The organism is Mesorhizobium sp. LMG 17147 (assembly GCF_024297145.1).
Lineage (GTDB): Bacteria > Pseudomonadota > Alphaproteobacteria > Rhizobiales > Rhizobiaceae > Mesorhizobium.
In genome coordinates this window covers 25,306-51,320 of record NZ_JANCTC010000028.1, presented here as the reverse complement: position 1 = coordinate 51,320, position 26,015 = coordinate 25,306, and the positions used below count along the sequence as shown (strand labels likewise).

26 protein-coding genes and 2 pseudogenes are annotated in these 26,015 nt (G+C 63.4%); 12 read left to right on the top strand and 16 right to left on the bottom strand.

Going from position 1 to position 26,015, the window contains the following annotated elements; all coding sequences use genetic code 11:
- Positions 1-112, top strand: a pseudogene (locus NMG46_RS27900) (IS630 family transposase); the annotation flags it as partial.
- 345 nt (positions 113-457) lie between these two features.
- On the opposite strand, the gene NMG46_RS27895 reads toward NMG46_RS27900, so the two are convergent.
- Both NMG46_RS27895 and NMG46_RS27890 read right to left on the bottom strand, forming a co-directional pair.
- Positions 458-1,234, bottom strand: coding sequence for a FadR/GntR family transcriptional regulator (locus NMG46_RS27895; protein ID WP_254820534.1), 777 nt, complete (start codon positions 1,232-1,234; stop codon positions 458-460).
- Between the two features lie 141 nt (positions 1,235-1,375).
- On the bottom strand, positions 1,376-2,365 hold the full coding sequence (locus NMG46_RS27890; RefSeq protein ID WP_254820533.1) for a sugar-binding protein: 990 nt from the start codon (positions 2,363-2,365) through the stop codon (positions 1,376-1,378).
- A 427-nt stretch (positions 2,366-2,792) separates the two neighbouring features.
- Between NMG46_RS27890 and NMG46_RS27885 the strand changes: the two genes are divergently transcribed.
- The 11 genes from NMG46_RS27885 (at position 2,793) to NMG46_RS27835 (ending at position 12,933) form a co-directional block, all read left to right on the top strand.
- Positions 2,793-3,533 carry an ATP-binding cassette domain-containing protein gene (locus NMG46_RS27885; RefSeq protein WP_368389326.1) on the top strand — a complete coding sequence of 247 codons (741 nt, stop codon included), beginning with the start codon at positions 2,793-2,795 and terminating at the stop codon, positions 3,531-3,533.
- A gap of 34 nt (positions 3,534-3,567) precedes the next feature.
- Complete coding sequence (locus tag NMG46_RS27880) at positions 3,568-4,566, top strand: ABC transporter permease (protein ID WP_254820532.1); 999 nt, start codon at positions 3,568-3,570, stop codon at positions 4,564-4,566.
- Between the two features lie 319 nt (positions 4,567-4,885).
- Positions 4,886-5,713: an AraC family transcriptional regulator gene (locus NMG46_RS27875; RefSeq protein WP_254820531.1), complete on the top strand. Its 828-nt coding sequence runs from the start codon at positions 4,886-4,888 to the stop codon at positions 5,711-5,713.
- Positions 5,714-5,820: 107 nt separating this feature from the next.
- Complete coding sequence (locus NMG46_RS27870; RefSeq protein WP_254820530.1) at positions 5,821-6,264, top strand: SRPBCC family protein; 444 nt, start codon at positions 5,821-5,823, stop codon at positions 6,262-6,264.
- 31 nt (positions 6,265-6,295) lie between these two features.
- Positions 6,296-7,090 (top strand): xanthine dehydrogenase family protein subunit M, encoded by a 795-nt coding sequence (locus NMG46_RS27865; protein ID WP_254820529.1) that lies wholly within the window; start codon positions 6,296-6,298, stop codon positions 7,088-7,090.
- Between the two features lie 50 nt (positions 7,091-7,140).
- Positions 7,141-7,623, top strand: coding sequence for a (2Fe-2S)-binding protein (locus NMG46_RS27860; protein WP_254820528.1), 483 nt, complete (start codon positions 7,141-7,143; stop codon positions 7,621-7,623).
- Positions 7,624-7,636: 13 nt separating this feature from the next.
- Positions 7,637-9,004, top strand: coding sequence for a xanthine dehydrogenase family protein molybdopterin-binding subunit (locus NMG46_RS27855; RefSeq protein WP_254820527.1), 1,368 nt, complete (start codon positions 7,637-7,639; stop codon positions 9,002-9,004).
- 1 nt (position 9,005) lies between these two features.
- Positions 9,006-10,010, top strand: a complete 1,005-nt coding sequence (locus tag NMG46_RS27850) for a xanthine dehydrogenase family protein molybdopterin-binding subunit (protein WP_254820526.1) — start codon at positions 9,006-9,008, stop codon at positions 10,008-10,010.
- Between the two features lie 9 nt (positions 10,011-10,019).
- A complete protein-coding gene (locus NMG46_RS27845; RefSeq protein WP_254820525.1) occupies positions 10,020-10,916 on the top strand; it encodes a MoxR family ATPase in 897 nt (298 codons plus the stop codon).
- Positions 10,913-12,046 (top strand): VWA domain-containing protein, encoded by a 1,134-nt coding sequence (locus NMG46_RS27840; protein ID WP_254820524.1) that lies wholly within the window; start codon positions 10,913-10,915, stop codon positions 12,044-12,046. Before NMG46_RS27845 ends, NMG46_RS27840 begins: the two co-directional genes overlap by 4 nt.
- Positions 12,046-12,933 (top strand): amidohydrolase, encoded by an 888-nt coding sequence (locus tag NMG46_RS27835; RefSeq protein ID WP_254820523.1) that lies wholly within the window; start codon positions 12,046-12,048, stop codon positions 12,931-12,933. Before NMG46_RS27840 ends, NMG46_RS27835 begins: the two co-directional genes overlap by 1 nt.
- A gap of 124 nt (positions 12,934-13,057) precedes the next feature.
- Here NMG46_RS27835 and NMG46_RS27830 read toward each other — a convergent pair.
- The 14 genes and pseudogenes from NMG46_RS27830 to NMG46_RS27765 all read right to left on the bottom strand — a co-directional run.
- A pseudogene (locus tag NMG46_RS27830) lies at positions 13,058-13,330 on the bottom strand (MFS transporter); the annotation flags it as partial.
- Between the two features lie 226 nt (positions 13,331-13,556).
- Positions 13,557-14,357 carry a 3-methyl-2-oxobutanoate hydroxymethyltransferase gene (locus tag NMG46_RS27825; protein WP_254820522.1) on the bottom strand — a complete coding sequence of 267 codons (801 nt, stop codon included), beginning with the start codon at positions 14,355-14,357 and terminating at the stop codon, positions 13,557-13,559.
- Between the two features lie 37 nt (positions 14,358-14,394).
- Positions 14,395-14,709, bottom strand: a complete 315-nt coding sequence (locus tag NMG46_RS27820) for a MocE family 2Fe-2S type ferredoxin (protein ID WP_254820521.1) — start codon at positions 14,707-14,709, stop codon at positions 14,395-14,397.
- A gap of 42 nt (positions 14,710-14,751) precedes the next feature.
- On the bottom strand, positions 14,752-15,840 hold the full coding sequence (locus tag NMG46_RS27815; protein ID WP_254820520.1) for a fatty acid desaturase family protein: 1,089 nt from the start codon (positions 15,838-15,840) through the stop codon (positions 14,752-14,754).
- Positions 15,841-15,931: 91 nt separating this feature from the next.
- A complete protein-coding gene (locus NMG46_RS27810) occupies positions 15,932-17,113 on the bottom strand; it encodes an aldose 1-epimerase family protein (RefSeq protein WP_254820519.1) in 1,182 nt (393 codons plus the stop codon).
- 34 nt (positions 17,114-17,147) lie between these two features.
- Positions 17,148-17,930, bottom strand: coding sequence for an ATP-binding cassette domain-containing protein (locus NMG46_RS27805; RefSeq protein ID WP_254820537.1), 783 nt, complete (start codon positions 17,928-17,930; stop codon positions 17,148-17,150).
- Entirely contained in the window at positions 17,927-18,931 is a 1,005-nt protein-coding gene (locus tag NMG46_RS27800) for an ABC transporter permease (protein WP_254820518.1), read from the bottom strand. Before NMG46_RS27800 ends, NMG46_RS27805 begins: the two co-directional genes overlap by 4 nt.
- 62 nt (positions 18,932-18,993) lie before the next feature.
- Positions 18,994-19,920, bottom strand: coding sequence for a substrate-binding domain-containing protein (locus tag NMG46_RS27795; protein ID WP_254820517.1), 927 nt, complete (start codon positions 19,918-19,920; stop codon positions 18,994-18,996).
- A gap of 37 nt (positions 19,921-19,957) precedes the next feature.
- Positions 19,958-20,872, bottom strand: coding sequence for a sugar phosphate isomerase/epimerase (locus NMG46_RS27790; RefSeq protein WP_254820516.1), 915 nt, complete (start codon positions 20,870-20,872; stop codon positions 19,958-19,960).
- A gap of 26 nt (positions 20,873-20,898) precedes the next feature.
- A complete protein-coding gene (locus tag NMG46_RS27785) occupies positions 20,899-21,987 on the bottom strand; it encodes a Gfo/Idh/MocA family protein (protein ID WP_254820515.1) in 1,089 nt (362 codons plus the stop codon).
- Positions 21,988-22,022: 35 nt separating this feature from the next.
- Positions 22,023-23,084 carry an ABC transporter ATP-binding protein gene (locus NMG46_RS27780; protein WP_254820514.1) on the bottom strand — a complete coding sequence of 354 codons (1,062 nt, stop codon included), beginning with the start codon at positions 23,082-23,084 and terminating at the stop codon, positions 22,023-22,025.
- A gap of 4 nt (positions 23,085-23,088) precedes the next feature.
- Positions 23,089-24,180 (bottom strand): ABC transporter ATP-binding protein, encoded by a 1,092-nt coding sequence (locus NMG46_RS27775; RefSeq protein WP_254820513.1) that lies wholly within the window; start codon positions 24,178-24,180, stop codon positions 23,089-23,091.
- Entirely contained in the window at positions 24,177-25,136 is a 960-nt protein-coding gene (locus NMG46_RS27770; protein ID WP_254820512.1) for a carbohydrate ABC transporter permease, read from the bottom strand. The genes NMG46_RS27775 and NMG46_RS27770 overlap by 4 nt, the downstream gene beginning before the upstream one ends.
- On the bottom strand, positions 25,133-25,993 hold the full coding sequence (locus NMG46_RS27765) for a carbohydrate ABC transporter permease (RefSeq protein WP_254820511.1): 861 nt from the start codon (positions 25,991-25,993) through the stop codon (positions 25,133-25,135). The genes NMG46_RS27770 and NMG46_RS27765 overlap by 4 nt, the downstream gene beginning before the upstream one ends.
- Positions 25,994-26,015 lie beyond the last annotated feature (22 nt).

Genomic DNA, 26,015 nt, shown 5'->3' with positions numbered 1-26,015 from the left:
GGCCATCAGAACCATCGACGCCCTGTGGCAGGCCATTGGCGATATCTGCAATCTCTTCTCTCCAACAGAATGCAGAAACTACTTCACTGCCGCAGGCTATGGACTCACATGAAAGTCCGCCGCTCTAAATTTGCGATTTGCGACTGACGGGAACGATCGACCTTCGTTGCTGGTTGACCCGACTTACACGCAGTTGGCCGAGAAACGATCGAATCAGCGCCGAAACCGGCCGATAACGTCGTCGGTATTGGCGAGAAGTCTGTGCACCAAAGCACGCGCACTTCCGATCGGAAGAAGCCAAAAACAAAAACCCGCCTCGGTGGGCGGGTCGTCGGCGCCAATTCGCACCATACCCAAATTAGTAGCATAGCTGCCGGCACAAATCAAGAACAAAATACATTGCGACGATAAAAACCGAATTCCTGTCCCACCCGAGTTCGCCAGCCCTGTGCAACCATCACCGCCGCGACCGGCCGATGACGTCGTCGGTGTTGGCTAGAAGTCTGTGCACCGCGGCACGGGCTGCAGCCGGCCGCTGCAGGCGGATGTTCTTCTCGATTGCCTCATGCAGCCTCTGCGCATGCTGCTGGTCGCTGGTTTCGCGCGTGACGAAAACAAACAGGTGATCGAGCGCCGATTCGATCAGCACGCCGAGCGGCACCAGCAGATCGTTGCCCGAGGCCCGCAGGATGGCGAGGTGAAACCGCGTGTCGGCGCGCGTTCGCTCCTGCAGATTGGTCGCCTCGCCCATCTCGCGGCAGGCCTGGCTGATCTCGGCCATCTGCTCGTCGGTGCGCCGCATGGCGGCAAAGGCGCTGGCCTCCGGCTCGATGATGTGGCGGAATTCCTGCACGGTCCTGAGGAACACCTCACGGTCCGGCGAGGTCGCGTACCAGGCCAGCACATCGCGATCGAGCAGGTTCCAGCGCTCCTTCGGCTCGACCCAGCTGCCGATCTTCGGGCGCGAGGCAAGTAGGCTCTTGGCCATTAGCATTTTTATGGCTTCGCGCACCGCCGAGCGGCTGACGTCGAAGGTCTCGGACCATTTGGCTTCGTTGGGCAGGATGGTTCCCGGCGGATAGTCGCCGCGCACGATCCTCAGCCCGATTTCGTTGGCCAGCGACGCATGCACGCTCGAGCCGGGAAAGTGTGCGGCGTCGGCGCGCCGAACGCCGGCCGGCCGCTCAGCCTCTGCCTTCTTGGCGGGTCGCTTTTTTGATGTCGCGTCCGGCATTCGTATTCCCCGGCAGCTGCTTGTCGAGCCTGAATTCAGGGCACGACAAGGCAGCGGCCTACGCTCCAAAGCAGCGTCGCCTCGTGCGTTGTATGGACGATGCGTAACGGGGCGCCCGACGGGCGCCCCGTAATTGCCGACCTACTTCTGGATGCAGGTGTCGACGGTATCCTTGGTGCATTCGTCGAGGCCGGTGAACACCGGATCGGCCACCGGCTTGCCTTCGATCAGGTCGATCATCACCGAAGGCGCCTTGTAGCCCATCTCGAACGGCCGCTGGCCAACCAGTGCGGTCACCAGCCCGTCACGAGCAATCGCCACCTCGTCGCCGATCGTGTCGGCGGCGCCGATGACGAAGGCGTTGCTGGCGATCTTGTCGGCCATCGGCTTGAACAGGTCGCGATAGGGCTGCGGAGCGCCGAACAGCGGCCAGCCGCCCATGATACCGAAGGCGTCGAGATCGGGATTGGCGGCGAGGATGTCGGTCATCGCCTGCACGCCCTTGGCGCCGTCGTCATTGGTGAACACCGGGCAGCCGGCAACTTCGGTCCAGCCGCCTTCCCCTGCCAGCGCCGCGAGGCCGTCCTTGCCTGAAAGCGCGTCACGCATGCCCTGCGCGCGGCGCAGGATGTTGTCGGCCGCCGGATTGCCTTCGATGGTGCAGATCTTGCCGCCATTCGGCTTGGCCTTCTTGATGTATTCGCCGATCTTGTGACCCATCAGGTAGTTGTCGGTGCCGAGATAGGTCTTGCGCAGCGCCGCGTCTTCCTTGCTGAGGTCGGCGTCGACGGTCATGATCGGGATCGACGGATTGGCGCTCTTGATCGTCTGCGCGATCAATGGCGCGTTCGACGGCGAAATCGCCATCGCCACCGTGTCGGGCTTGCTCAGCATGTCCTGGACGATCTGGGCTTCACCGGCCTCATCCGAGGTCGACGCCGGTCCGGTGTAGAAGCACTCATATTCCGAGCTGGCGTTTTCCTTGTTCCATTTCTCGCAGCCCTGGTGGATGGCCTCGAAGAATGGATTGTCGAGACCCTTCACGACGATGACGAGCTGTTTCTTGGCCATGGCCGGCCCGGCACCCAACGCCATGACGGCGGCGGCAGCGAGCAATAGTGATTTCCTCATGTCAGTCCTCCCTTTTGAAACAAACGGACACCGCGTGCCCGCCACACACAGACCGACCCGGAGCAAGATGACAGAGGACGTCGCACTCGTGTCGCCAAGCCAGGTCGATAAGCATTTTCATATTCAGTCTCAGACCGGCACCGACAGATATCGCCGGTTACCAAATCCCTGACCGACAAACCCTCACCGATTCCTTCCGGCAACCCGGGGGATCGGCGCAAGCTCCTCCGACACTTAGCTAATATCGCCTTGTCACCGACGTCAATGCTATTTGTCCTACAAAACTGATTTTTCGAAAGAAGCCGTGGTTGACGCCAAGAAGGCTTATGCGTAAATGGGCGAAATCGCTGCTTCCGGGAGGAACTGGGGAGAGCGAAAGGCCGCGGCAGAACCGCTGGCCCAAAAGCACGGGGAGGCAAGAAGGCTGGTGGCGGTTCTCGAACTCACCAACATCTCGAAGCATTTTGGCGCCATCCAGGCGGTCAACGACGTTTCGTTGTCGATCGAGGCCGGACAGGTTGTCGGCCTGATGGGCGACAACGGCGCCGGCAAGTCGACGCTGGTCAAGATGATCGCCGGCAATTTCCCGCCGAGCCATGGCACGATGCAGATGGACAGCAAGGAGCTGATCCTCCACAAGCCGGTCGAGGCGCGCCAGCACGGCATCGAGATCGTCCATCAGGACCTGGCACTGTGCAACAATCTGACAGCCGCCGCCAACGTCTATCTCGGCCGCGAATTGCGCCGCGGCGTCGGGCCGTTCCGCATCCTCGACTATGCCGCGATGTACAAGCGTGCCGGCCAGATCTTCGCCGAGCTGAAATCCGAAACGCGCCCGCGCGACCTGGTCAAACAAATGTCGGGCGGCCAGCGGCAAGCGGTGGCGATCGCCCGTACCATGCTTTCGCAGGCCAAGATCGTGCTGATGGACGAGCCGACGGCGGCGATCTCGGTGCGCCAGGTCGCCGAGGTATTGAACCTAATCCGCCATTTGCGCGACCAGGGCATCGCCGTCGTGCTGATCAGCCACCGCATGCCCGACGTCTTTGACGTTGCCGACCGCGTTATCGTCATGCGGCGCGGCCGCAAGGTCGCCGACAAGACGATCGCATCGAGTTCGCCGGAAGAAGTCACCGGACTCATCACCGGCGCCATCGAACAGGTATGATTGACGCCTCAACCATGAGTAAAAAAGGTCGATAATGGCTGTCACCCTTGATCAGACGATCGCGCACAAGCAGCACACCTTGCTGAGCAAGGTGTTTGCCAGCCAGACCTTCTGGGTGGTGATCGCGGTCATCCTCGCCTGCCTGTTCCTGTCGGTGGCCACGGATTCCTTCGCCACAACCAAGAACCTCTACAACATCACCCGCAACGTCACCTTCGTCGCCATCGTCGCGCTCGGCATGACCTTCGTCATCATCACGGGCGGTATCGACCTGTCGGTCGGCTCGGTGCTTTGCCTTTGCTCGATGGTACTGGCCGTGACCATGCATGCCGGCTACGGCATCGAGATCGGCATTGGCGCTGCGATCGCGACAGCGCTGATCATCGGCGCCTTCAACGGGGTTCTGATCGCCTATCTCGGCTTTCCGCCCTTCGTGGTGACGCTCGGCATGCTGTCGATTGCGCGCAGCCTTGCCATGGTCGCGTCCAACAACACCGTCGTCTTCCAGTTCGGGCCGGACCACGACAAGCTGCTGGCGCTGGGCGGCGGCGCATGGGTGTTCGGGATCGCCAATCCGGTGCTCTACATGATCGTGCTGGCGTTGATCACCGGCTTTGTGCTGCGCTGGACGAAATTCGGCCGGCACATCTTCGCCATCGGCGGCAACGAGCATGCGGCGACGCTGACCGGCGTTCCGGTGCGCCAGATCAAGGTTGTCGTCTACATGATCTCGGCACTGGCGGCTGGCCTTGCCGGCATCATCCAGACCGGCTGGCTGGGCGCGGTCACCACCAATCTCGGCAACGGCATGGAGCTTCAGGTGATCGCCGCCACCGTCATCGGCGGCGCCAACCTGGCCGGCGGCATGGGCACCGCTTTCGGCGCGGTCGTCGGCGCGGCGCTGATCGAGGTCATCCGCAACAGCCTCGGCCTGCTCGGCATCAATGCCTTCTGGCAAGGCGTGTTCATCGGCGGCGCCATCCTGCTCGCCGTGCTGTTCGACCGCATCCGCAATTTCAGGCGCAACGACTGACGTTCAAGCCCCAACGTCCCCTTCTCCCCTTGTTGTGGGAGAAGGTGTCGCCGAAGGCGACGGATGAGGGGTGCGCCAGCTTGGCATCGCCTCATTTCTTCCAACACCCCTCAACCGTCTCGGCGCTTACGCGCCGATCCACCTTCTCCCGCAGGGGGGAGAAGGGGACGCGCTCCTATCGCCGAGTCTGAAAATCCGCCGGAGCGGCGCATGGCCGGCGCCCGGGCGTGCACATGCGTCTTGACGCAAGCCCAAACTGAGCCGCACAATCGCTCGCAGCAGGCGAAGGGAGGCCAGTCGCCTGCGGGAGGATATACCCATGACGGAAGCGATCAGGCTCTACTGGGGCCGGTTCGGACATGTTTCTGTCCTGAACGTCGCCAGCGACTTCGTCACCCATGCCCATGTCGAGGCGCATATCATCATCTGGCTGGAAGGCACGGCCGGCGAGATGACCATCGGCCGCGAGACGGTGCGGCTTGGACCGGGCACCGCCGCCGGCATCAATTCCTTCCAGCCGCACAGCCACGCTCTGTCCCGCGACGGCACGCCCGGCCTGTTCCTCGCCTTTTACATCGATCCGGACTGGGCTCGAAGGCGCCGCGAGCTGCCTTCCTCGGCGCCGCTGTTCTCCGCCCCGGCAATCACGCTCGAGCCTTGGCTGCACAAGGCAGCGGCTAACCTCCTCGACCATCTCAGCGACAATGAGAGCATCGACGACATCGCCAATTACGAGATCGAGCGCTTCATCGACAGCGTGCTCGATGCCGCCGACGCGTCCGCACCGCAGACCGTGCGTGCCCGCGTCAACACCATGCAGGACTTCCGCGTCCGCAAGGCGATCCAGCTGATGAAAGCCAATGTCTGCGAGCGCATCTGCTTCGACGACGTGGCGCGCAGCGTCGGCCTGTCGCGGCCGCATTTCTTCGCACTGTTCAAGGAACAGACCAATCTGACGCCCAACGTCTATTGGAACACGCTGCGCATGGAGGAAGCGGTGCGGCAGTTGCAATGGTCGCAGGAGCCGCTGATCTCGGTCGCCTGCAATCTCGGTTTCACCACCCAGGGCAATTTCTCGCGCTTCTTCCGCGACCATGTCGGCGTCCCGCCGACGCTTTACCGCGAGGCGGCACGGGCGATCGGCTGAGCGCCCGTTTTTCAGACTATTTGATAGGCGTTCAAGACGCATTGATAAGCGCCGCCAAGTCCGCCGCCCTACCCTCCCAGGCAGCTGATTTGCGAGGGAACGATCAAATGGCGAAAGTCACTATCTCCAGCGTCATCGACGCGCCGGTCGAAAAGGTCTGGGCGCGCATACGCGACTTCAACGGCCTGCCGACCTGGCACCCGCGCATGGTCGAAAGTCATATCGAGGACGGCAAGGATGCCGGCACGATCGGCTGCGTACGCAATTTCCAGCTCGCCAGCGGCGCCCGCCTCCGCGAAAAGCTGCTCGATTTCTCCGACGAGAATTTCCTCGTCAGCTACTCCATCCTGGAGACGCCGCAGCCGCTCACCAACCACAAGGCGACGCTGCAGTTGCGACGGGTGACCGACGGCGACCGTACCTATGCCGAATGGAGCGCCAGCTTCGACGCGCCCCCAGAGGAAGCCGACAAGCTGGCCGAAGGCATGGGCGCAAACGTCTTCCAGGGCGGCTTCAACGCTCTGAAGGCCCATTTTGCCGGCCAAGGTTGAACTGGACTGAGCTGACAAACAGGAGCGTTCCATGACGCTTGCACTGCAGACTTTCGCGACGGTGAAGGACGCCGGCGCGGCGCTGAAAGCCGCCGGCGCCTGCTATCTCGGTGGCGGCACGCTGGTCGTGCGCGCCGCCAATGAAGGCGATGTGTCGATCTCCGGTTTCGTCAGGTCGACCGAACCGGCGCTGTCGGCCGTCGCCGTTTCCGATAACGAGGTCCGCATTGGCGCTTCGGTGACCATGGCGGCGATCGCCCGCCATCCGGATCTCGCCCCCCTGGCCCACGCCGCGCGCGTCGTCGGCGGACCGGCGATCCGCAACATGGCGACGGTCGGGGGCAATCTCTTCGCGCCAACACCTTACGGCGATTTCACCGTTGCGCTACTGGCTCTGGACGCAACCGTCAGCACCGGTGACGGCGAGCTGCCGATTGAGACATTCCTGGCAAAGCGCGAGAGCAATGACGCCATCGTCACGGCGGTCGGCTTCACGCTTCCGAAGGAAGGCGGGTTTCGCTTCCTGAAAGTGTCGCGGGTCAAGCCAAAGGGCGTCTCGGTGCTGAGCATCGCCACCGTGCTGGAACAGGCGCCGGACGGCACCGTGTCGTCAGCGCGGGTCGCGTTCGGCTGCATGGCCGACCGGCCGATCCGTGCCAGGGCGGCGGAGAAAGCCTTGATTGGCCGCAAACTCACCGCAGACGGCATTGCACCGGCGCTGGCTGTTGCGCGCGACGGCATCTCGCCGCCCACCGATCCGATCGCCAGTGCCTGGTATCGCAACGAAGTCCTGCCGGTCCATCTCGGCCGGCTGCTGCTCGCCTGAAAGACCGTGGCGCGTATGTCCGCCTCGCTGCCGCGCAAGGAGTAAGAAAGATGGCAAAGGTCCCGGTTCAGTTCACGCTCAATGGCGCCGAAAAGGCCGAGTTCATCGACAGCGGCACGACGCTGCTTCATGCGCTGCGCGACAAGATCGGCGACACCTCGCCGAAGGGCGGCTGCCATCAAGGCACCTGCGGTGCGTGCTCGGTCATCATCGATGGCGAACTCAGGCTCTCCTGCCTGACGCTGGCAGAGGCCTGCAATGGTGCGACTATCACCACAACATCAGGGCTTTCGGAAGGCGGCGTGCTGCATCCGCTGCAACGCGCTTTCCTCGACGCTTTCGCCACGCAATGCGGTTTCTGCACACCGGGCATGATCATGGCCGCCAAGGTGCTGCTCGATCACACGCCGAACCCCAGCCGCGAGGACGTGGTCGAGGCGCTGTCGGGCAATATCTGCCGCTGTACCGGCTACGAGCCGATCATCCAGGCGGTGCTGACCGCCGCGCGGTCCAATTCGCAGAACGCGGCTTGAGGGGGTTAAGAAAATGGAACTCCGCAAGAGCTATTTCGCCGACCAGCGCAAGGACGATCTGCACGAGATCGGCCAGCCGCGGCCGCGTTCGGATTCACCCGGCCATGTCACTGGCAAGACCACCTATTTCGCCGACCGCAATTTTCCCGGCATGCTGCATTTGAAGATGGTGCGCAGCCCGCATCACCACGCCCGCATCCGCAGCATCGATACATCCGAAGCGGAAAAGCACCCAGGCGTCGTCAAGGTGCTGACCGCCAAGGATGTGCCACACAATGTCTACACCATCCTGATCCTGATCCAGATCGGGCCGGAGGACGAGACGGTGCTGGCCGACGGGAAGGTGCGCTGGAAGGGCGAGGCGGCGGTGGCGGTGCTGGCCGAGACCGAGCGTGCCGCCCAGGAAGCCGCCGCCAAGGTCAAGGTCGATTACGAGGTGCTGCCGGCCGTCTTCGACATGGACGAAGCACTGAAGCCCGGCGCGCCGATCGTCAACGAATATCACGGCCGCAATTATTACCTCTACGACAGCGGCGAATGCCGCAAGGTGCGGTTTGGCGATGTCGAGGCAGGCTTTGCCGGAGCCGACCACGTGCTCGAACAGACCTACCAGTCTTCACCGATCGAGCATGCGCCGACCGAGACGACAGGCTGCATCGTCGCACCCGAGGGTAACGACCGCTTCACCTGCTACACCAACACGCAGGCGATGTTCTTCACCCTCGACAATACCTCGATCATCCTGCAGATGCCCGGCAACAAGCTGCATTTCGTCGGCGGCACCGTCGGCGGCGGCTTCGGCGGCAAGGTCGACGTCATCGTCGAGCCGATCGCCATCCTTGGCGCCAAACTAACAGGACGACCGGTCTGTTTTATTTACAGCCGCGAGGAAGAGATGCAGATTTCCTCGCCGCGCGCCGCCGAGAAGGTCGTCATCAAGGACGGCGTCATGAACGACGGCCGCATCGTCGCGCGCAAAGTGACCGGCTACACCGATGCCGGCGCGTATTCGCGCCATTCGCCCTACGGCGCGCAGAAGGGCGCAGGCCACTATCCCGGCCCGTATACGATCCCGAACGTCTGGATCGACACTTATTGCGTCTACACCAACCGCACCCCGTCCTCGGCGATGCGCGGTTTCGGCGTCACCATCGGCGATTTTGCGCTGGAGGTGCAGATGGACAAGCTCGCACGGCTGATCGGCATGGACCCGCTCGAATTCCGCTTCATCAACGCCTACCGCGACGGCGACATGAAGGCGCATCGCCAGCCGACCGAGGGAGCGGCGCTGATCGAGTGCATGCAGGAAGCCTCACGCGCCGCCAACTGGCCGGTGGCGGAGAAGTTCATGGCGATGTCGTCTTACGCGAAGGGAGCTTGAGATGGCGATCAGGCGCGGACGCGGCGTTGCCGCGATCAACTATCCGACCGGCATGAATCTCGGCGGCGACCCGACCCAGGCGCTGGTGCATTCGACGCCGACCGGCAATTTCATGGTGACGCTGTCGAGTGTCGACCTTGGCCAAGGCATGAAGCAGATCATGGCGCAGATCTGCGCCGAGACGATCGGCGTGCCGACCGACCGTGTCGTCGTAGACACCGCCGACACCGACACCGGTCCGCACTGCATGGGCACCTTCGCCTCGCGTGGCACGCACCGCGCCGGCAACGCCGTCATCCAGGCGGCCAGGGAAGCCCGCCAGGTGATGTTGGAAGTAGCGGCCGAGGAGCTGGAGGTGAATGCGTCGGACCTCGAGACCGATGGCCAGGGCAACATCCTGGTCAAGGGCGCGCCACAAAAATCGATCTCGATCTTCGATGTCGCGCTGTCGGCGCATTTCAAGCGCGGCCGCTCGATTTCCGGCCGCGGCATGTTTTTGATCCCCCGCTCCTATCCCGAAAAGGAAACCGGCGCGATGAAGCCGTCGACCTGCTACGCCCACGCCTGCACGGTTGCCGAGGTCGAGGTCGATGACGAGACCGGCGAAGTCACCGTGCTGACGGTGAAGAACGTCTTTGAGATCGGCCGCGCGCTGAACCCGAAAATGGTCGAGCAGCAGCTCGTCGGCGGTTCGTGGATGGGCATCAGCCATGCTCTCTACGAAACGACCGAGCCCTATTATCCCAACCGCGACCATGGCGGCACCGACTTCAACCAGTATCTGATGCCGGGTCCTGGCGATCTCGCGCAAACCGAGATCATCGTGCTGGAGAGGCCCTCGGCCGACGGGCCGTACGGCGCCAAGGGGCCGGGCGAAATGTGCGCCAACCCGCAAATCCCGGCGGTGGCCAACGCCGTCTTCGACGCCGTCGGTGTGCGCATCGACACGCTGCCGATCACGCCGGAGCGCATCCTGCGGGCGCTGAAGGCGCAAGCATCGAACTGAGTGCTGGAAATGCCCAAGAGAAGCGCCCGGACTTCAAGCGCAGAGACAGTCGCGACCTCGCCGGAGGCGGTGGCGTCCCGCCTCGCCGCCTCGCGCTATCTCGCCGATGAAAGCCTGGCCACCGCAATCTTCCTGGCGATCAGGCTGGGTAAGCCGCTGCTGCTAGAAGGCGCGCCCGGCGTCGGCAAGACCGAAGCGGCGAAGGCGATAGCCGAACTGCTCGGGCGCGATCTGGTGCGGCTGCAATGCTATGAAGGCATCGACGCCGCACATGCGCTATACGAGTGGAACTACCAGCGCCAGCTGCTCGCCATCCGCCATGCCGGCGAGCACGAGGTCGACATCTACGACGACCGTTTCCTGATCGCGCGGCCGCTGCTGCAGGTGCTGAAGGCGCCGGAAAAGCGCGTGCTGCTGGTCGACGAAATCGACCGTTCCGACCATGAATTCGAAGCGCTGCTGCTGGAGTTCCTGTCCGATTTCCAGATCAGCATTCCCGAGCGCGGCACCATTCGCGCGACGGCGCAGCCGATCGTCATCCTGACCTCGAACCGCACCCGTGAACTGGCCGAAGCGCTGCGGCGGCGCTGCGTCTATCACTGGATCACCTATCCCGACGCCATTCGCGAGGCCGAGATCATCCTGCTGCGCGCCGGCGACGTCGCCGAGGCCACGGCGCGCGCCGTGGCTTCCGCGGTGCGCGACATCCGCGCGCGTCCGCTGGCCAAGCCGCCAGGCATCGCCGAGGCGGTCGAATGGGCCAATGCCGCCACCATCCTTGAAAAGGGCGGCAGCCCCTGGCCGGAAGCCTTCCGCCGCGCCATCGGCGTACTGATCAAGGACGAGGAAGACTTGTCCTGCATCGCGCCCGAGCTCGGCAAGATTATCGAGGAGGCGCTAGCGTGAGCGCGGCGGGCCTGCCTCAAGGGGCAACACCCTTCCTCGGCTTCGCCCGGTTGCTTCGCAGCCACGCCTTCGCCATCGCCCCCGAGCAGGTCTCCGGTTTCATGCAGGCGGTTACGCTGCTCGGCCCACGCTCGATGGCCGACATCCGCGAAGCGGCCCTCGCCACGCTGGCGCCGCCGCCCGACCGCCGCGACGAATTCGAGGCGCATTTCCGGAGCCATTTCTATGGGGATGCCGCGGCGCTGGTCGAAGGCGACGCCGACGAGGAAGCCCGCATCAAGGACGACGGCAAAACCAGCAAACAAGAAATCGAAGCGGTCCGCCAGGAGGAAGGCGGCGAGCTGTCTTCGGCCAGCGAACAGTTGAGCGTCCGCGAGTTCCAGCGCGATAGCGACGGGCTTGCCGCCTTCCGCCGCAAGCTCGCCACCGCTTTGCCCGCCCGCCGGTCCTTCCGCACCGTGCGCACGCATGCGCGCGGCAAGCTCGACCTGCGCCGCTCGCTGCGCGAAATCGTCAGTGCCGACGGCGATATCCCCTCGCCGCTGCTGCGCCGGCGGCAGACAGTGCCGCGCAAGCTTCTCATCCTGATCGACGTGTCGGGCTCGATGAAGCACTACACATCGGACTATCTCAAGCTGGCACACGCGGCGGTGCAAGGCGCCGACCGGGCGGAGGTCTTCACTTTCGGCACACGGCTGACCCGCATCACCTCGGCGCTGCGCATTCGCGACCGCGACCAGGCGCTGGCCCGCGCCGCTGCCCAGGTCGACGACTGGGACGGCGGCACCCGCATGGGTCCAACGCTGCTAGCCTTCCTCTCGGTGCCACGGTTCTCCGCCTTTGCACGCGGGGCGGCAATCGTCATCCTGTCGGATGCGCTCGAGCGCGGCGATCATGCCGAGCTGGAAATGGCGATGCGCCGGCTGAGTGCCCGCGCCTTCCGACTCTCCCTGGCGACGCCGTTGGCCGGCGATCCGCGTTTCCAGCCGGCAACGGCAGCACTTCGCGCCATCCTGCCGATGCTCGACGACCTGGTCGACGGCTCGTCCATCGCGGGCCTCACCGATTTCATCCTGTCGCTCGCCCGCCCCGCCCCCGTGGCCGCGGCAATCTGGAAGAGGGTTTCGTGATGCAGAAGGCGATTGACGCGCATTTCCACATCTGGCGCCAAAAGGACCAGCCGTGGCTGGTCGGGCCGATAGTGCCGCGGATCTTTGGCCCCTACGAGCCGATCCGCCGCGACTATCCGATCGAGGAATTCCTTGCCGACCAGCAAGGCTCGGGCGTCGAGAAGGCGGTCTATGTCCAGACCAACTGGGCCAAGGAGGATTTCGAGAACGAGGTCGCCTTCCTGCAGAAGACCGCGGAAGAAACCGGCTGGCCGCACGCCATCGTCGGCTATGCCGATATGACTGTGAACGACGTGCGTTCCCAGATCGATCGGCTGATCAAATACCCTCTGCTGCGCGGCGTGCGCATGCAGCTGCACTGGCACGAAACGCCGGCCTTCCGCTTCGCCGCCTCGGCCGATCAGGTCATCGACCCGAAGGTGCGGGCCAATGTCGCGCGCCTCAAGGATTATGGCCTGTCCTTCGACCTGCAGCTTTTCCCCGCCCAGATGAAGGATGGGCTGACGCTCGTCGGCGAGAACCCCGAGACCAATTTCATTCTCACCCACGCCGGCATGCTGACCGGCATGGAGCCCGAAACCACCGAGGCCTGGAAGGCAGGGCTGCGCACGCTGTCAGCGGCGCCCAACCTCTATGCAAAGCTGTCCGGCCTCGGCACCTTCGTCCACCATAACGATCCGGCGCTGATCAGCTATATCGTCGACAATGCCATCGACATCCTCGGCAGCGATCATCTGATGTTCGGCTCGAACTTCCCGATCGAGAAACTGTGGACCAGCCACGCCGAACTGACCAGGGCGCACCGGCAGGCCGTGGCAAAACACGGCGCGACCGCCGAGGCGGATGTCTTTTGGAACACGGCGGAGAAGATATATCGGCCGGTGTAGCGCCGCTCTTTCCTTCTCGCCTTGTGGGAGAAGGTGGCCGAGCGAAGCTCGGTCGGATGAGGGGTGCTGGAAGGATCGCTACCTCGAAGACGTAAGCACTTTAAATTCCTCGATATTTGCGCGTCACGAGGAAGATGTTGCGCGCGCCAAAACGGTCGGCGAGCCAGCCGGACAGCGGCACGAACACCGCCATGGTCAGCATATAGACGGTGATGCCGATGCTCATCGCCACCGCGGGCACGCCGAAGGATTCTCCCATCTGCGGCAGCGAGGTCGAGATGATGGTCGAATCCAGAAGCTGCATGAAAAAGGCGACGGCGACGATCAGCGCCACCCGCCGGGCTTGCCGCGCCGTCGCGGTTTCCGGCAAGGCTTTGTTTTCGGGAATGGCGGTCATGCGCAGAACTGTCCGAAGGGGAATTTTCACCCGCTCCATCGGCAACCGCACAATTGTCCGGCAAACCGATGACGCACCGGTTTCAACATCATCTGGCCGGTGCCGTCCAGACAGGGACCAACAAACTTTCGTGTGGCATCGCAGCCGGCTATGCGGTGACCTGGCCCTGCCGCCGAACCGGCCTTTTACGATCCGCGATGGCGCTTCGCGCCGCAGGCGGCGTGTCTCATGCGGCTTCGATCTTCTCCATAAACAGGCTGAGCTGGTCCGGGTCCATGTGCACGACGTGCCTGTCTTCGGGATACGCCAGGCTGTTCACATCGGCGACATATTCGGAGAAGGCAGCGATGCGTTCGGCCTGCAGGCGATCGTATTCGGCGGCGAAATTGCGATAGACCTTGGAATGGCGCGGCATGTGGCCACGGTTCTGGCCGAGGATGTCGTCTGCGAACAGGTATTGCGCATCGCAGCCGGTGCCCGCCCCCATCGACAACATGATCAGCGACGTCCGTTCCGAAATCGCCTTGGCCACCTCGACCGGCACCACCTCGATCTCGGCGCCGATCGCGCCGGCGGCCTCCAGTTGCTTCACCGCCTCGAACACCTGCATGGCGGTATCGGCGGTCTTGCCGACGGCCTTGAAGCCGCCGGTCCAGGTGGCGCGTGACGGGATGAGACCGACATGGCCGATTACCGGAATGGCATCGTCGGCCATCCGCTTGATGGTGGCGTAGCCGGCGCTGCAATAGACCGCATCGGCGCTGGCCTTGTAGAGCCGGAACGCCCAGCGGACGAAATCATCTGCTGTGCCGATCTCGAAGAAATTCTCGCCCGGCATGGTGAACAGGCTGGGTGCCGCATCGCGGTATTGCGGATTGAGCACGAGCTCCGGCGGTACCGAGACGATATCGACGCCGGCGCGTTCGGCGGCCTCGGCCTCGTCCATCGTCAGCACGCGCAGCATCGTCAGCTGCCGCTTGCCCTTCAGGGCACGCAGGTCGGCGACGGTCGGTCTTTTCCGGCTCATGGATTTTGGTCCCCTTTGCTACGTGGCAGAAGGCCGGTCAGGCGATCTGGATCATCACCTTGCCAGCTTCCACCTTGACGGGATAGGTCTGCAGATTGACACAGACGGGAGCCCCTTTGGCCTGGCCGGTTTTGTAATTGAAGCGGCCATTGTGCTTTGGGCATTCGATGATGTCGTCCATCACAAGCCCGTCGGCCAGATGCGCCTTCTCATGCGTACAAAACCCATCGGTGGCGAAGAATTCATCGTCCGGCGAACGGTAGATAGCGAAGGTGCGGCCGCCATGGTCGAAGCGGATGACATCTTCCTCGTCGACATCGCCCACGGCGCACGCTTCGACCCAATCGGCCATCTCTGCTTCTCCCGAAATTTCTGCGTTGCGCTGCTGCGGTGCCTATTCAGCCGCCGCCGACATGTTCACTTCGTGGAACTCGCCACGATAGGGCCTGGCCGTTGGCGGCAGTTCGCGCTTGAGGAAATAATCCTCGTACTTGAGCTGCCTGAGCAGGACCGGCCAGACCTCGCGATAGGCATGCCATATCGACGGGTTCGGCTCCGGCAGATCGTGCTTGATCAGTTCGTGCAGCCTGGGCAGCGCGTGGTAAGGCACCATCGGAAACATGTGATGCTCCACGTGGTAGTTCATGTTCCAGTAGATGAACCGGCTGATCGGATTCATGTATACGGTCCTGGTGTTGAGCCGGTGATCGACGACGTTGTCGGCCAGACCGATGTGCTGCAGCAGGCCGGTCATCACCATGTGCCAGGTGCCGTAGAGGCGCGGCACGCCGATGAGCACCACCGGTATCCACGACCGCATGAAAACGGCGAGGGCGATCGTGGCGATGTAGATGGCAATATGCCAGCGCGCTGCGATGACGGCCTTGTGCTGTTCCATCTCGGGAACGTAGCTTTTCTCGTCGGGCGTCAGCTTGCCGAACGCCTGGCGTACCAGCGCCGGAAGCGAATAGCGAAAATCGAGAATGCCGGTGAAAGCCAGCGCCGCACGCAAAAGGTCCGGCGGGCGCATCACGGCGATCTCGGCGTCGCGCCCGACGATGATGGTGTCGGTGTGGTGGCGGGCATGGCTCCAGCGCCAGGTCACCGGGTTGCGCATCAGCATGAAGCTGGCGATCTGGTAGACGACATCGTTCATCCAGCGCGTGCGGAAGGCAGTGCCGTGGCCGCATTCGTGCCAGCGCGAGTCGCTGGACGAGCCGTAGAGCACGCCGTAGACGAAGAAGAACGGCACGCACCACCAGGTACCCCAGAAATAGATGGCGCCGGCGGCCGAGCCGAGGATGGCGACGATCCAGAGGATCGTGTCGCGGATCGCCGGGCCGTCCGAGCGCTGCATCAACTCCTTGATCGCCTTGCGGGGGACATCCGTGTGGTACCACTCCGCCGAGGCCAGCCCCGTCTCGATCGCCCTGCGCGTGCTTTCGCCGACCAGGCTGTAATCGCGCTTTACCGTGCCAGCCATTGTGACCTCCAATTCCCGATCGGCCGCGAGCCCTCCCCGCTCCGGCCGGAGCCAGCCTCCCAACTGGTGTCTCGTATCCTATTCGCCATTATCACGACCTGCCTCCAAGAACAGGAAAACGGCCCGACGGCTGCGGATAATCCTGCTGCGGCTGTCTGGCAATCGCCGCGATCCGGCTTTCGGCGGCGGCGATCTCGCCGGCGCCGTCGAGAACCCGGAACACCGCATCGTAGGTGCGGCTCTCGCCGTGCTCCAGCCAGATCATCTCGCCGCGTTCGCGCGCCGCCAGATTCCCAAGCACATGATGCGTCGACGGCTCGATGCCAAGCGCGTACTGTCCGGCCTGGAAGTTCTGCCATTGATAGGCGCAGGGCAACTGGTCCTTGCGCGTGACCACCTCGAAACCGAGGCCGAGCCTGTCGTTGACCACCGCCACCGGGACTTGGCCGGTGCTGTCGGCGCCGAGTTCGTGCTGCCAGACCTGTTCCTTGAATCCCGGTTGCGGCGCCGGCACCGTCCGGTAGCCGACCTTCTGCGCCTCATAGCGCTCGCCGGCATGGCCTGCCCAGACGACGTCGCGGATCGGCGCCAGGTAGCGCGATCCCTCGTCGAGCACCGGATGACTGACATTGATGTGATAGAAATACATATGAGGCGTCCGGTTGAAGCCGTGATTGACGACACGGTCCGAAAGCCGGATCTCGTTGCCGCCGACATCGGCCTCGATGCGCCGCAGCAGGTGCAGATCCTCGCCGAATACAGTCGATTGCTGGACGATGCCTTCGGCCCACAACACGCAGTGGTCGCCGTCCCAGGTCTCGCCATAGCCGGTCAGCCGCGCTGGGATAGTGCTGACGCGGCCATGCAGCGAGTGGCGCACCGTCTTCTTGGGCGGGTAATTGTAGGTGTCGGCCGGTACCTCGTTCATGAACAATATATGGTCGAGGCCGCAGGTCAGCAGAAGGCCGGAAAACGACCGCGCCCAGGCCAGCCCCTCCTCGCCTTCGTATTCGTGCAGGCCGGGATGCCGAAAGCCGCTCGGCGAATGCCAGCCGATCGCCTGGCCCCTGAAGTCGCAATCGGCGATATCGAGCGCCCGGTCGACCAGCGCGGTGAAACGCAGGCCGGAGCCGGTGCGGAATTCGAGCATACGGATGCCGCGCTCCACCCCGTCGCCAAGCGTCATCAGCCGCACGCCGGCGAATTGCGACAGCATGCCCGAGCGTTCCGAGACCTGCCGGCGCGACAGCGTCTTGCCGTAAAGCTCTACCATGTGACGGCCAGTTCCTTCACTTTGCTCCCGTCCTTCACTTCGCTCTCGTCTCCTTGAGGAGGGCCGACATGTCGGCGCCGGTGATGATGCTTTCCACGGTCAGCAGGTCGGTGTCTGCGACTGTCTGCTCGGCGACGATCTCGCCACGGCGCATGACGATGATGCGGTCAGCGACCTGGAAGACGTGATGGATGTTGTGGGTGATCAAAAGCACCGAGTGACCGGCATCGCGCACCTCCTTGACGAAGCGCAGTACTCCGTGTGTTTCCTCGACGCCGAGATTGTTGGTCGGCTCGTCGAGGATGATGACCTTGGCGGCGAACTGCATGGCGCGCGAGATGGCGATCGACTGACGCTCGCCGCCCGACAGCGTTGAGACCAGCGCATCGGCGTCGAGTTTCTTCGAGATGCCGACGCGCTTCAAAAGTGCCGAGGCGGCATCGCGCAATTGAGCGAGATCGAGCGGCGCGAACACGCCAAGCCATTTGAGATTGACCGGCTCGCGGCCGAGGAAAAGATTGCGCGCGATGCTGAGATCGGGAGCCAGCGAGGTGTCCTGGTGGATGGTCTCGATGCCGAGGTCCATCGCGTCGCGCGTCGAGCGGATGGAGACCTTCTGGCCGCGCACATAGATGTCGCCGCGATCGACCGGAAAGACCCCGGAGATCGCCTTGATTAATGTCGATTTGCCGGCGCCGTTGTCGCCGAGCAAGGCCACCACTTCGCCCTCGTTGAGCGTGAAGGAGGCGCTCTTCAGCGCGCGGACGCTGCCGAAGGATTTTTGCAGGTTCTGCAGCCGAAGCACTTCCATGATCAGCTCCTGGCGGCGTTCTTCTGCAGCAAAGCGTGCAGGATGAGCATGGCAAGGATGATGACACCGACGAAGATGTTGTAGGCGAGCCCTGGCACGCCGATCAGCACGATGCCGTTGCGGATGCTGCGCAGCATCAGCGCGCCGACGATGGTGCCGAAAATGGTGCCCCGCCCACCGGTCAGCGCGGTGCCGCCGACGACCACCATGGCGATCACTTCCAGCTCATAGCCGGTGCCGGCCACCGGCGATGCCGCCGAGATGCGGAAGGCGCTGATCATGCCGGCGAGACCGGCCAGCACCGAGGTCAGGATGAACAGCCAGATCTTGACCGCATCGGCCGGCACACCACGCGCCACGGCAGCGTTACGGTTCGAGCCGATTGCGCTGATCCAGTTGCCGAGCTTGGCGTAGCGCAGCACATAGACCGCCAGCAGCGACAGGCCGATGAACCACCACAGCGAGGTATAGAAACGGAACGTTCCGATACTAAAGCTGCCGGCCAGCAGCGTCACGAAGAAGCCTGGCTGGTCCCAGGACTTCAGCGGAAAGCCCTGGGTGATGTAGAGGGCCGCGCCTCGCACCACGAGCAGCATCGACAGCGTCACAAGGAAGGACGAAATGCCGATCTTGGTGACGATCAGTCCGTTGATCGCACCGATCGCTATGCAGAGCACCAGTCCGGCCAGCAGCGCCACGCCGATATCGACCCCGCCGTTCTGCACCAGCAGCATGACCACGACCGGCGCCAGCCCGAATACGGCACCGACCGAAAGGTCGAACTCGCCGGCTGTCAAAAGCAGCGTCATGCCGAGCGCGATGATGCCGAGCTCGGGCAGAAACGCCATCATGTTGGAGATGTTGAGCGGCGACAGGAAGTTGGCGTCGGCGATCGCGAACACCGCCAGCAGAACAATCAGGATGACGAGCGAAGAGAACTGCGGCGAGCGGATCAGGCTCGACCTGCGTTTGGCACGCGGCATTTCCTCTTCTGCAGTAATTGTCATGACTGGTTCGACCATATCTCAGGGGTGACGCCCGCCGCCTGCGCGGCGAGCGTCAGTTCCAATCACTTGTTGTAGAGTTTCAGGATCGGCTCGACGCTCGAGGCGTCGTAGAGGCTGAAGGTGTGGATGTCGTAGCCGATCGGTTCGCCAGCGGCGGCCAGCCCGAGCAGCGCCACCGGCATAAAGCCTTGCGCCGAGGGAAACTGCCAGGCAGCCGCGTTGATGAACCCAGACTTGACTGACTCGGCCGTTTCCTTCGAATTTCCCCAGCCGACGACCGGGATCTTGCCGGCCGGCACGCCGGCGCCGTCGAACACCCGCTTGACGCTGGCCGCAACGGAATCGCCGAGCGCGATGATTGCCGGCGGGTTGTTGGCGACCATGTAGTCGGTCATCTTGGCGATGATGCCGGCCGGATCGGTGCCGCAATCGACCACGTCATATTTGATGCCGAGCGGATCGAAGACGCTGGCAATGCCTTCGGTCTCGAGCTGCTGGTAGCTGGCGCCCGGCACTTCGACCGGCAGGAACACCTTGTCGCCTTGCTTCACCATCTTGTGGTCCACCAGATACTTCGCCCAGATGACACCGGCTTCCTTGAGATCGGCGCCGACGTAGGCTTGCCGGCCGGTCGCCGGATCGTCGGTGTTGAAGAACACGATCGGGATACCGGCAGCCTTCGCCGCCTTGACCTCCTCGGTCCACAGGCCGGGCTGCGCCGAGGTGGTGGCGATGCCGTCCGGCTTGGCGGCCAGTGCCGAGTTGAAGGCTTCCTTCTGCGCCGCCATGTCGCCGCCGCTGAACGAGATCTTGCAAGTCACCTTGAGCTGGTCGCACGCCTTGGTGGCACCGGCATTCCAGTCGATCCAGAAGGCGTCCGACGGGCCGCCATGCGACAACAGGTAGAACGTCTTCTGGGCATCCTGCGCCACCGCCGAGCCCATGGTCACGCCGGCGAGCACGATCGCCGCAGCCGCGATTTTCAACATTTCTCTTCCTCCCTTGTTTAGTAGCCGAACCGCTCCGTCACAGTCCGTTGGCGCGGAATTTCCCGTCGAGGAATTTCTTGGCGCGCGGCACGTCGTCTTCCGAAAGATGCTCGATGATGACCGGAATGTTCGGATGCTTTTCGGCCAGCCGCTTGAGATAGAGGTCGTAATTCAGCGAACCGAGGCCAGGCGCCGGCAGCTCGATCTCGCCGACGCCGCGGAAAGTGTGGCTCTCCAGCGCGTCCTCGTCGCCGATGTCGGCGTGCTTCTCCGACTTGTCGCCGCCAGAACGCTTGACGTCCTTGGCGTGGGCGATTTTGATCTTGTCGGTCAGCGTGTCGAACACCTGGTTCAGGATCTGGTCCATCCTGTCGATATTGTGCGTTTCGAAATAGTTGGTCGGGTCCATCAACAGGCCGAGGCCTGGGTGGTCGACCTGCGCGAACATTCTCACCGTCTCCTCGACCGAACCGACGACATTGTTGACATAGGTTTCGAGCAGGAACACCGCGCCGTGGTCGTAGGCGGTCTGGGCAAGGTCGGCGATGACCTTGCGACATTCTTCAAAACCTTCCTCGGTCTTGTTCTTCGGGTGATGCACCCAGTCGGACTCGGTGTTGTAGGTACCGGTTTCCGAGATCACGTAAGGGGTGCCGAAATGGCGTGCGTTACGGATGATCTCCTTCAGATAGCCGACGCGCCGCTCGCGCTCGCCCAGGTCCGGATGGATGATGTTGGTGTAACCCGATACGCAGCAGATCGACAGATTGTGGTCGCGAAACGTATCGCGGACGGTCTTGGCCTTGTCCCTGGTGATCTGTCCGGCCGACAGGTCGATGTCCCTAAAATGCAGGTCGAGCTGCACGGTGTTGAAATCGAGCGCACGGATCTTCTGTGCGGTTTCCTTGAGACCATACGGAAAATAACCCGTGAAAATACCTGCCTGCATCATGGTGTGAAGTCCTCCCTGTAAGTGGCTCAGTCAGTTGATATTTCGGAAAGTTTGACCGTCCGGCCCTTGTCGATGGAGCGGTAGCCGGCTTCGACCAGCGCCATGGTCTTGACGTTGTCGGCGACGGACAGCGCCGGCGGCTCGCCAGTCTTGACCGCGTGCTGGAGCTGCTCCATGACGCCGATAAAAGCATGCGGGAACCACATCGTGTCCCAGCTGGGTGTCACCCATTCACCACCGGTGGTCTCGGTCGAGGCATAGGTCAGCGTCGAGGCAGCGCCAGTCGGCCAGCCGATGGTGCCCTTGGCTACGCCCTTGGTGCCGTCGACGCGCCAGTTGATGTGCTGGTCGTCCTTGTAGCCCTCCTGGCGCGGCCCGGACCAGACATCCTCCAGCGATACGGCAAGCACACCGGACGGGAACTTGATCGTCGACACTGTGATGCCGTCCGAATGGTCGAAGCGGGTGCGCGGGTCCTTGCGGGTCAGGGTGGTGATCTCTAGGGGATCGCCGAACAGGAAGCGTAGTACGTCGAGATGGTGGACGCTCATGTTGGCGAGCGTCAATCGGTCATAGTCCTCGAGGAAGCTCTGCCAGTGCGGGATCGCATGCATATCGATCTGGGCGAAGACGATGTCGCCGAGCGCGCCGCTGTCGATGACCTGCTTCAAGACGCGCATCGACTGGTCGTAGCGCATGTTCTGGTTGACCGAGAGGATCTTGCCTGTCTTGGCCGCCTCGTCGCGCAGTTTGACGGCCTCTTCAAGGGACAGCGCCAATGGCTTCTGCGCCAGGATCGCCTTGATATGTGCCTGCTTCAGCGCATGGCGGATCAGCGCCGGCTGCTGGTCGGGCGGAAAGGCAAGGTCGATGATCTCGACGTTCTTGTCCTCAATGAGCTGTTCCGGCGTGTCGTGGACGGTCGGGATATCCCACCGTTTCGCGACCTTCTCGGCGCTGGCCTTGGTCCGCGAGGCAATCGCCACCACTGGGAAACCGGCTTCCTTGTAAGCGGCAAGGTGGCATTCGGCCATGATCATGCCGGCGCCCACGCAGCCGATCCTGTATTCCTTCGCGCGGACCTTCACGTCCGGCTCGAAACCTTTGCTCACCATGTGTTCCTCCCGAAGCTCGTTTCTTGCAGCCGCCGTCACCTTGCCAGCGCTCCCCCGCTTTGCCCGAAATAATGCACCCTGCCCGGCTCGCAGGATATCGCCACCATCGCGTCCGGCCTGATGTCCGGCTGGCCGCGCAACAGCGCCCGCAGACGCGCCTGCCCGGCGGCGAGCGTCACTACGGTGTAGCCGCCGAGCGGCTCGACCTCGAACACTCGCGCCGGGCGGCCCGCGCCCCCCTCCGACCAGGCCTTGACCTTGATGTCTTCCGGCCTGAGTCCGATCTCGACGGCATCGACCGGCGCCGTCTTGTCCGCGATGCGGATCGTGCCTTCCGCCGCCTCCACGCCTTCAGCGCCGTGCACCGACTTCAGTATGTTCATCATCGGCGAGCCAAGCAGCCGCGCCACATAGGTGCTGGCCGGCCGGTCATAAATCTCGGCCGGCGCGCCGATCTGCCTGATCTTGCCGTTGTCCAGAATGGCCATTCGGTCGGCGACCGACATCGCTTCTTCCTGGTCGTGCGTGACATAGATCAGCGTCTTGCCGAGCTCGCGCTGGATGCGCTTCAGCTCGACCCGCGTCTCCTCGCGCAGCCGGGCGTCGAGCGCCGAGATTGGATCATCCATCAGATACGCGACGGGATCACGCACCAGCGCGCGGGCGATCGCGACACGCTGCCGCTCACCTCCGGAAAGCTGTGCTGGCGGCTTGTGCAGGATATGGCCGATATGCAGCTTGGCCGCGACGTCGGCGAGGCGCTTTTCGATCTCGGCTTCGGCGACCCGGCGTTCGACCAGTGGAAAGCGGATGTTGTCGCGCGCGCTCATATGCGGAAACAGCGCCAGGTTCTGGAAGACCATGGCGACGTTGCGTTCGGCCGGCGACACTGTGTTGACCGGCTTTCCGTCGATCAGGATCTCGCCGGCGTCCGGTGTCTCGAGCCCAAGCACCAGGCGCAGCACCGTCGACTTGCCCGATAGAGGCGGGCCGAAGAAGCAGAAGAACTCATTGTCGTTGACAGTGAACGAGGCGTCATCGACGGCGAGCGTGTTGCCGTAGCGTTTGGTCACATTGCGGAAGACGATATCGGCCATGGTCTCAGCCCGCTCTCAAGGCAAGGCCGGTGGCGGCATCGAAGACGCGCACCGCCTCCACCGCAGGTGCGACGACGGCTGTCTGCCCGATCGCCAGCCCGACATCATTGTCGAACACCGCCTTAACCGCGGTTTCCCCGTCGCCAAGGTGGATGATGGTGCGCGGGCCGATCCGCTCGACGAAACTCACCGGCATGGACAGGCCACGGCCGTCTTCAGCCAGCTTCACTTGCTCCGGTCGAAAGCCATAAAACACCTCGCCGCGCATCCGGCGCGCGACATCGGCAATCTCGACCGGCAGCGGCGGCGTCGCCCCGAGCGGGCCGAGGTCGACGACCACGCCACCGTCGCTTTCCGCCGGCCTGCCCTTGAGGAGGTTCATGCCCGGCGCGCCGATGAAGCGGGCGACGAAGACGTTGGCCGGATCGTTGTAGACTTCCAGCGGGGTGCCGACCTGCTGCAGCACGCCGTGGTCCATCACCGCGATGCGGTCGGCCATGGTCATCGCTTCGAGCTGGTCGTGGGTGACGTAGACCATGGTCTGCCGGAACTGCCGCTGCAGCTGCTTCAGTTCGGTCCGCATCACGGCCCGGAAGGCCGCGTCGACATTGGACAGCGGCTCGTCGAGCAGGAAGATCGCCGGCTCCATGATCGCCGAACGGCCGATCGCGACCCGCTGCAATATGTTGACCGAAAGCCGGTCGGCCTTGCGGTCGAGCAGCGGCGTCAGTTGCAGCATCTCGGCAATGGCGCCAACGCGGCGGTCGACCTCGGCCTTGGCTGCGCCGCGCATTTTCGGCCCGTAGGCGAGGTTCTGCCGCACGCTCATATGAGTGAAAATCGCGTAGTTCTGGAAGACGAAGCCGACGCCGCGCCGCCCCATCGGCACGCCGGCCATGTCGCGCTCGCCGAACAGGATCTTGCCGCTGGTCGGCTCTTCCATGCCGGCGATCATGTTCATCGTCGTCGATTTGCCGCAGCCCGACGGCCCCAGCAGCGCCATGAACTCGCCGTCGGCAATGGCCAGATCCATCGTCTTCAGCGCGGTGAAGTCGCCGAATTTCTTGACCAGGTTCTGCAGATGGATCGTGCTCATGCCGTCACCTGGCGTACCCGGGCCATGCGTTTCATGGCAAACACCGCGGCGATGGACAGCACGATCAATATGGCCAGCGCGATTGCCGCCACATAGCCCCAGATCAGGTCCTGGGTGGTGAGCTTGTAGATGTAGACGGAGATGGTTTCGGTGGCGACGCCGGGACCGCCGCCGGTCATGATATAGAGCGTGTCGAAGATCTTGAAGTTCTCGATCACCCTGATCGCCAGTGCGATGATGATGATCGTCTTCATCTTCGGCAGCACGATGGTGACGAACCGCTGCCAGGGGTTGGCGCCGAGCAGCGTCGCCGCCTTGATCTGGTCCTCAGGCACGCCGACCAGACCGGCAAGCAGGATCAGGAACATCAGTGGCGTCCACTGCCAGATGTCGGCGACCATCACCGCGATCAGCGCCAACGTCGGATCCGACAGCCAGGCGATGGTGACGGGAAAGCCTGAGATCGCCGACAGGATGTCGTTGACCGGGCCGCCTGATTGAAACAGCATGAAGAACATGTAGCCGGCCACCGCCGGCACCACCATCATCGGCATCAAGAGGATCGAGTAGAAGATCCGTTTGCCCGGAAACTCGTCGGCAAACAGCGTCGCGAGCGCCAGCCCGAGCAGGAACTCCGTCGGCACGCAGACGATCATAACGATGGCCGTGCGCTTCAGCGCGCTCCAGAAGCGTGCGTCGACGGCAAGGTCGGTGTAGTTGGCGAAACTGTTCCACATCGACCAGGCATTCCACCAGCCGGTGCCCGACAGCGGCGACCAGTCGGTGAGGCTGATATAGAGCTGCATCAGGAGCGGGAAGACAGCGATAAACAGCACCAGGATTTGCGCCGGCAGGGTCAGCCGGAAGCCGAGCCGTGCGCCCTCGTCCGGCAACACCGACGCCGCTTTGGAGGCTTGCATGTCGCCCTCCGAAATCGTCGCTGCCACCGCGCTCATTGCTTGAGCGCCCCGAAGGTCAGCCCGCGCACCAGATGGCGCTGGATGGCGATGCCCATGATCACCGGCGGCACCGCGGCAATCAGGCCGAGAGCAGCCTTGGCGCCGTAGAGCTGTCCGGTCATCGAGGAGGACAGCGAGGCCATGTAGACAGGGACCGTCACCCATTCGCGCGTCGTCAGAAGCAGCGCAATCAGATAGTCCGACCAGTTGAGGATGAAGACGAACAGCGCCGCACTTGCCAGCGGCGCGCGCATCATCGGCAGCGTGATGCGGGTGAAGACGCGCCACCGCGAACAGCCTTCGACAAGTGCCGCCTCCTCGATCTCGCGCGGCATGTCGTCGAAGAAGGTCTTCATCAGCCAGAAGGCGAAAGGCAGCGTGACGATGCCATAGATCAGCGACAGCCCCCACCAGCTGTCGGTGAAGTTGAGGAAAGCCCACATGATCATCACCGGGGTCATGACCGCCATCGGCGGAAACAGGCGAAGCTGGATCAGCGCCAGCGGCAGGTTCTGGCCCGAGCCGAAGCGCGACAGCCCGTAGGCCGCCGCGGTGCCCGCCGACATGGCGATTGCCGTGCCGAACGTGGCCGACAGCAGCGACGACAGGATCGGCTTCAAGGCTGTGCGGTCGAGCGCGACGATCAGATTGTTGGTCGATTCCCCGAAGACGAAGCGGAAATTGCTGAGTGTCGGGTTCTTCGGCCACCATGTCAGGTCGGCGCCGGTCGCCGACCATTCGGCGATCGGCTTGAACGCCATCGACACCATCCACAGGATCGGCACCAGCGTCACCGCCATCGCTGCAAGGATCGCGGCATAGCGGAATATCTCGAAAGGGACTGAACGCTTCATCTTGCGGCTTTGCTGGGTCCTT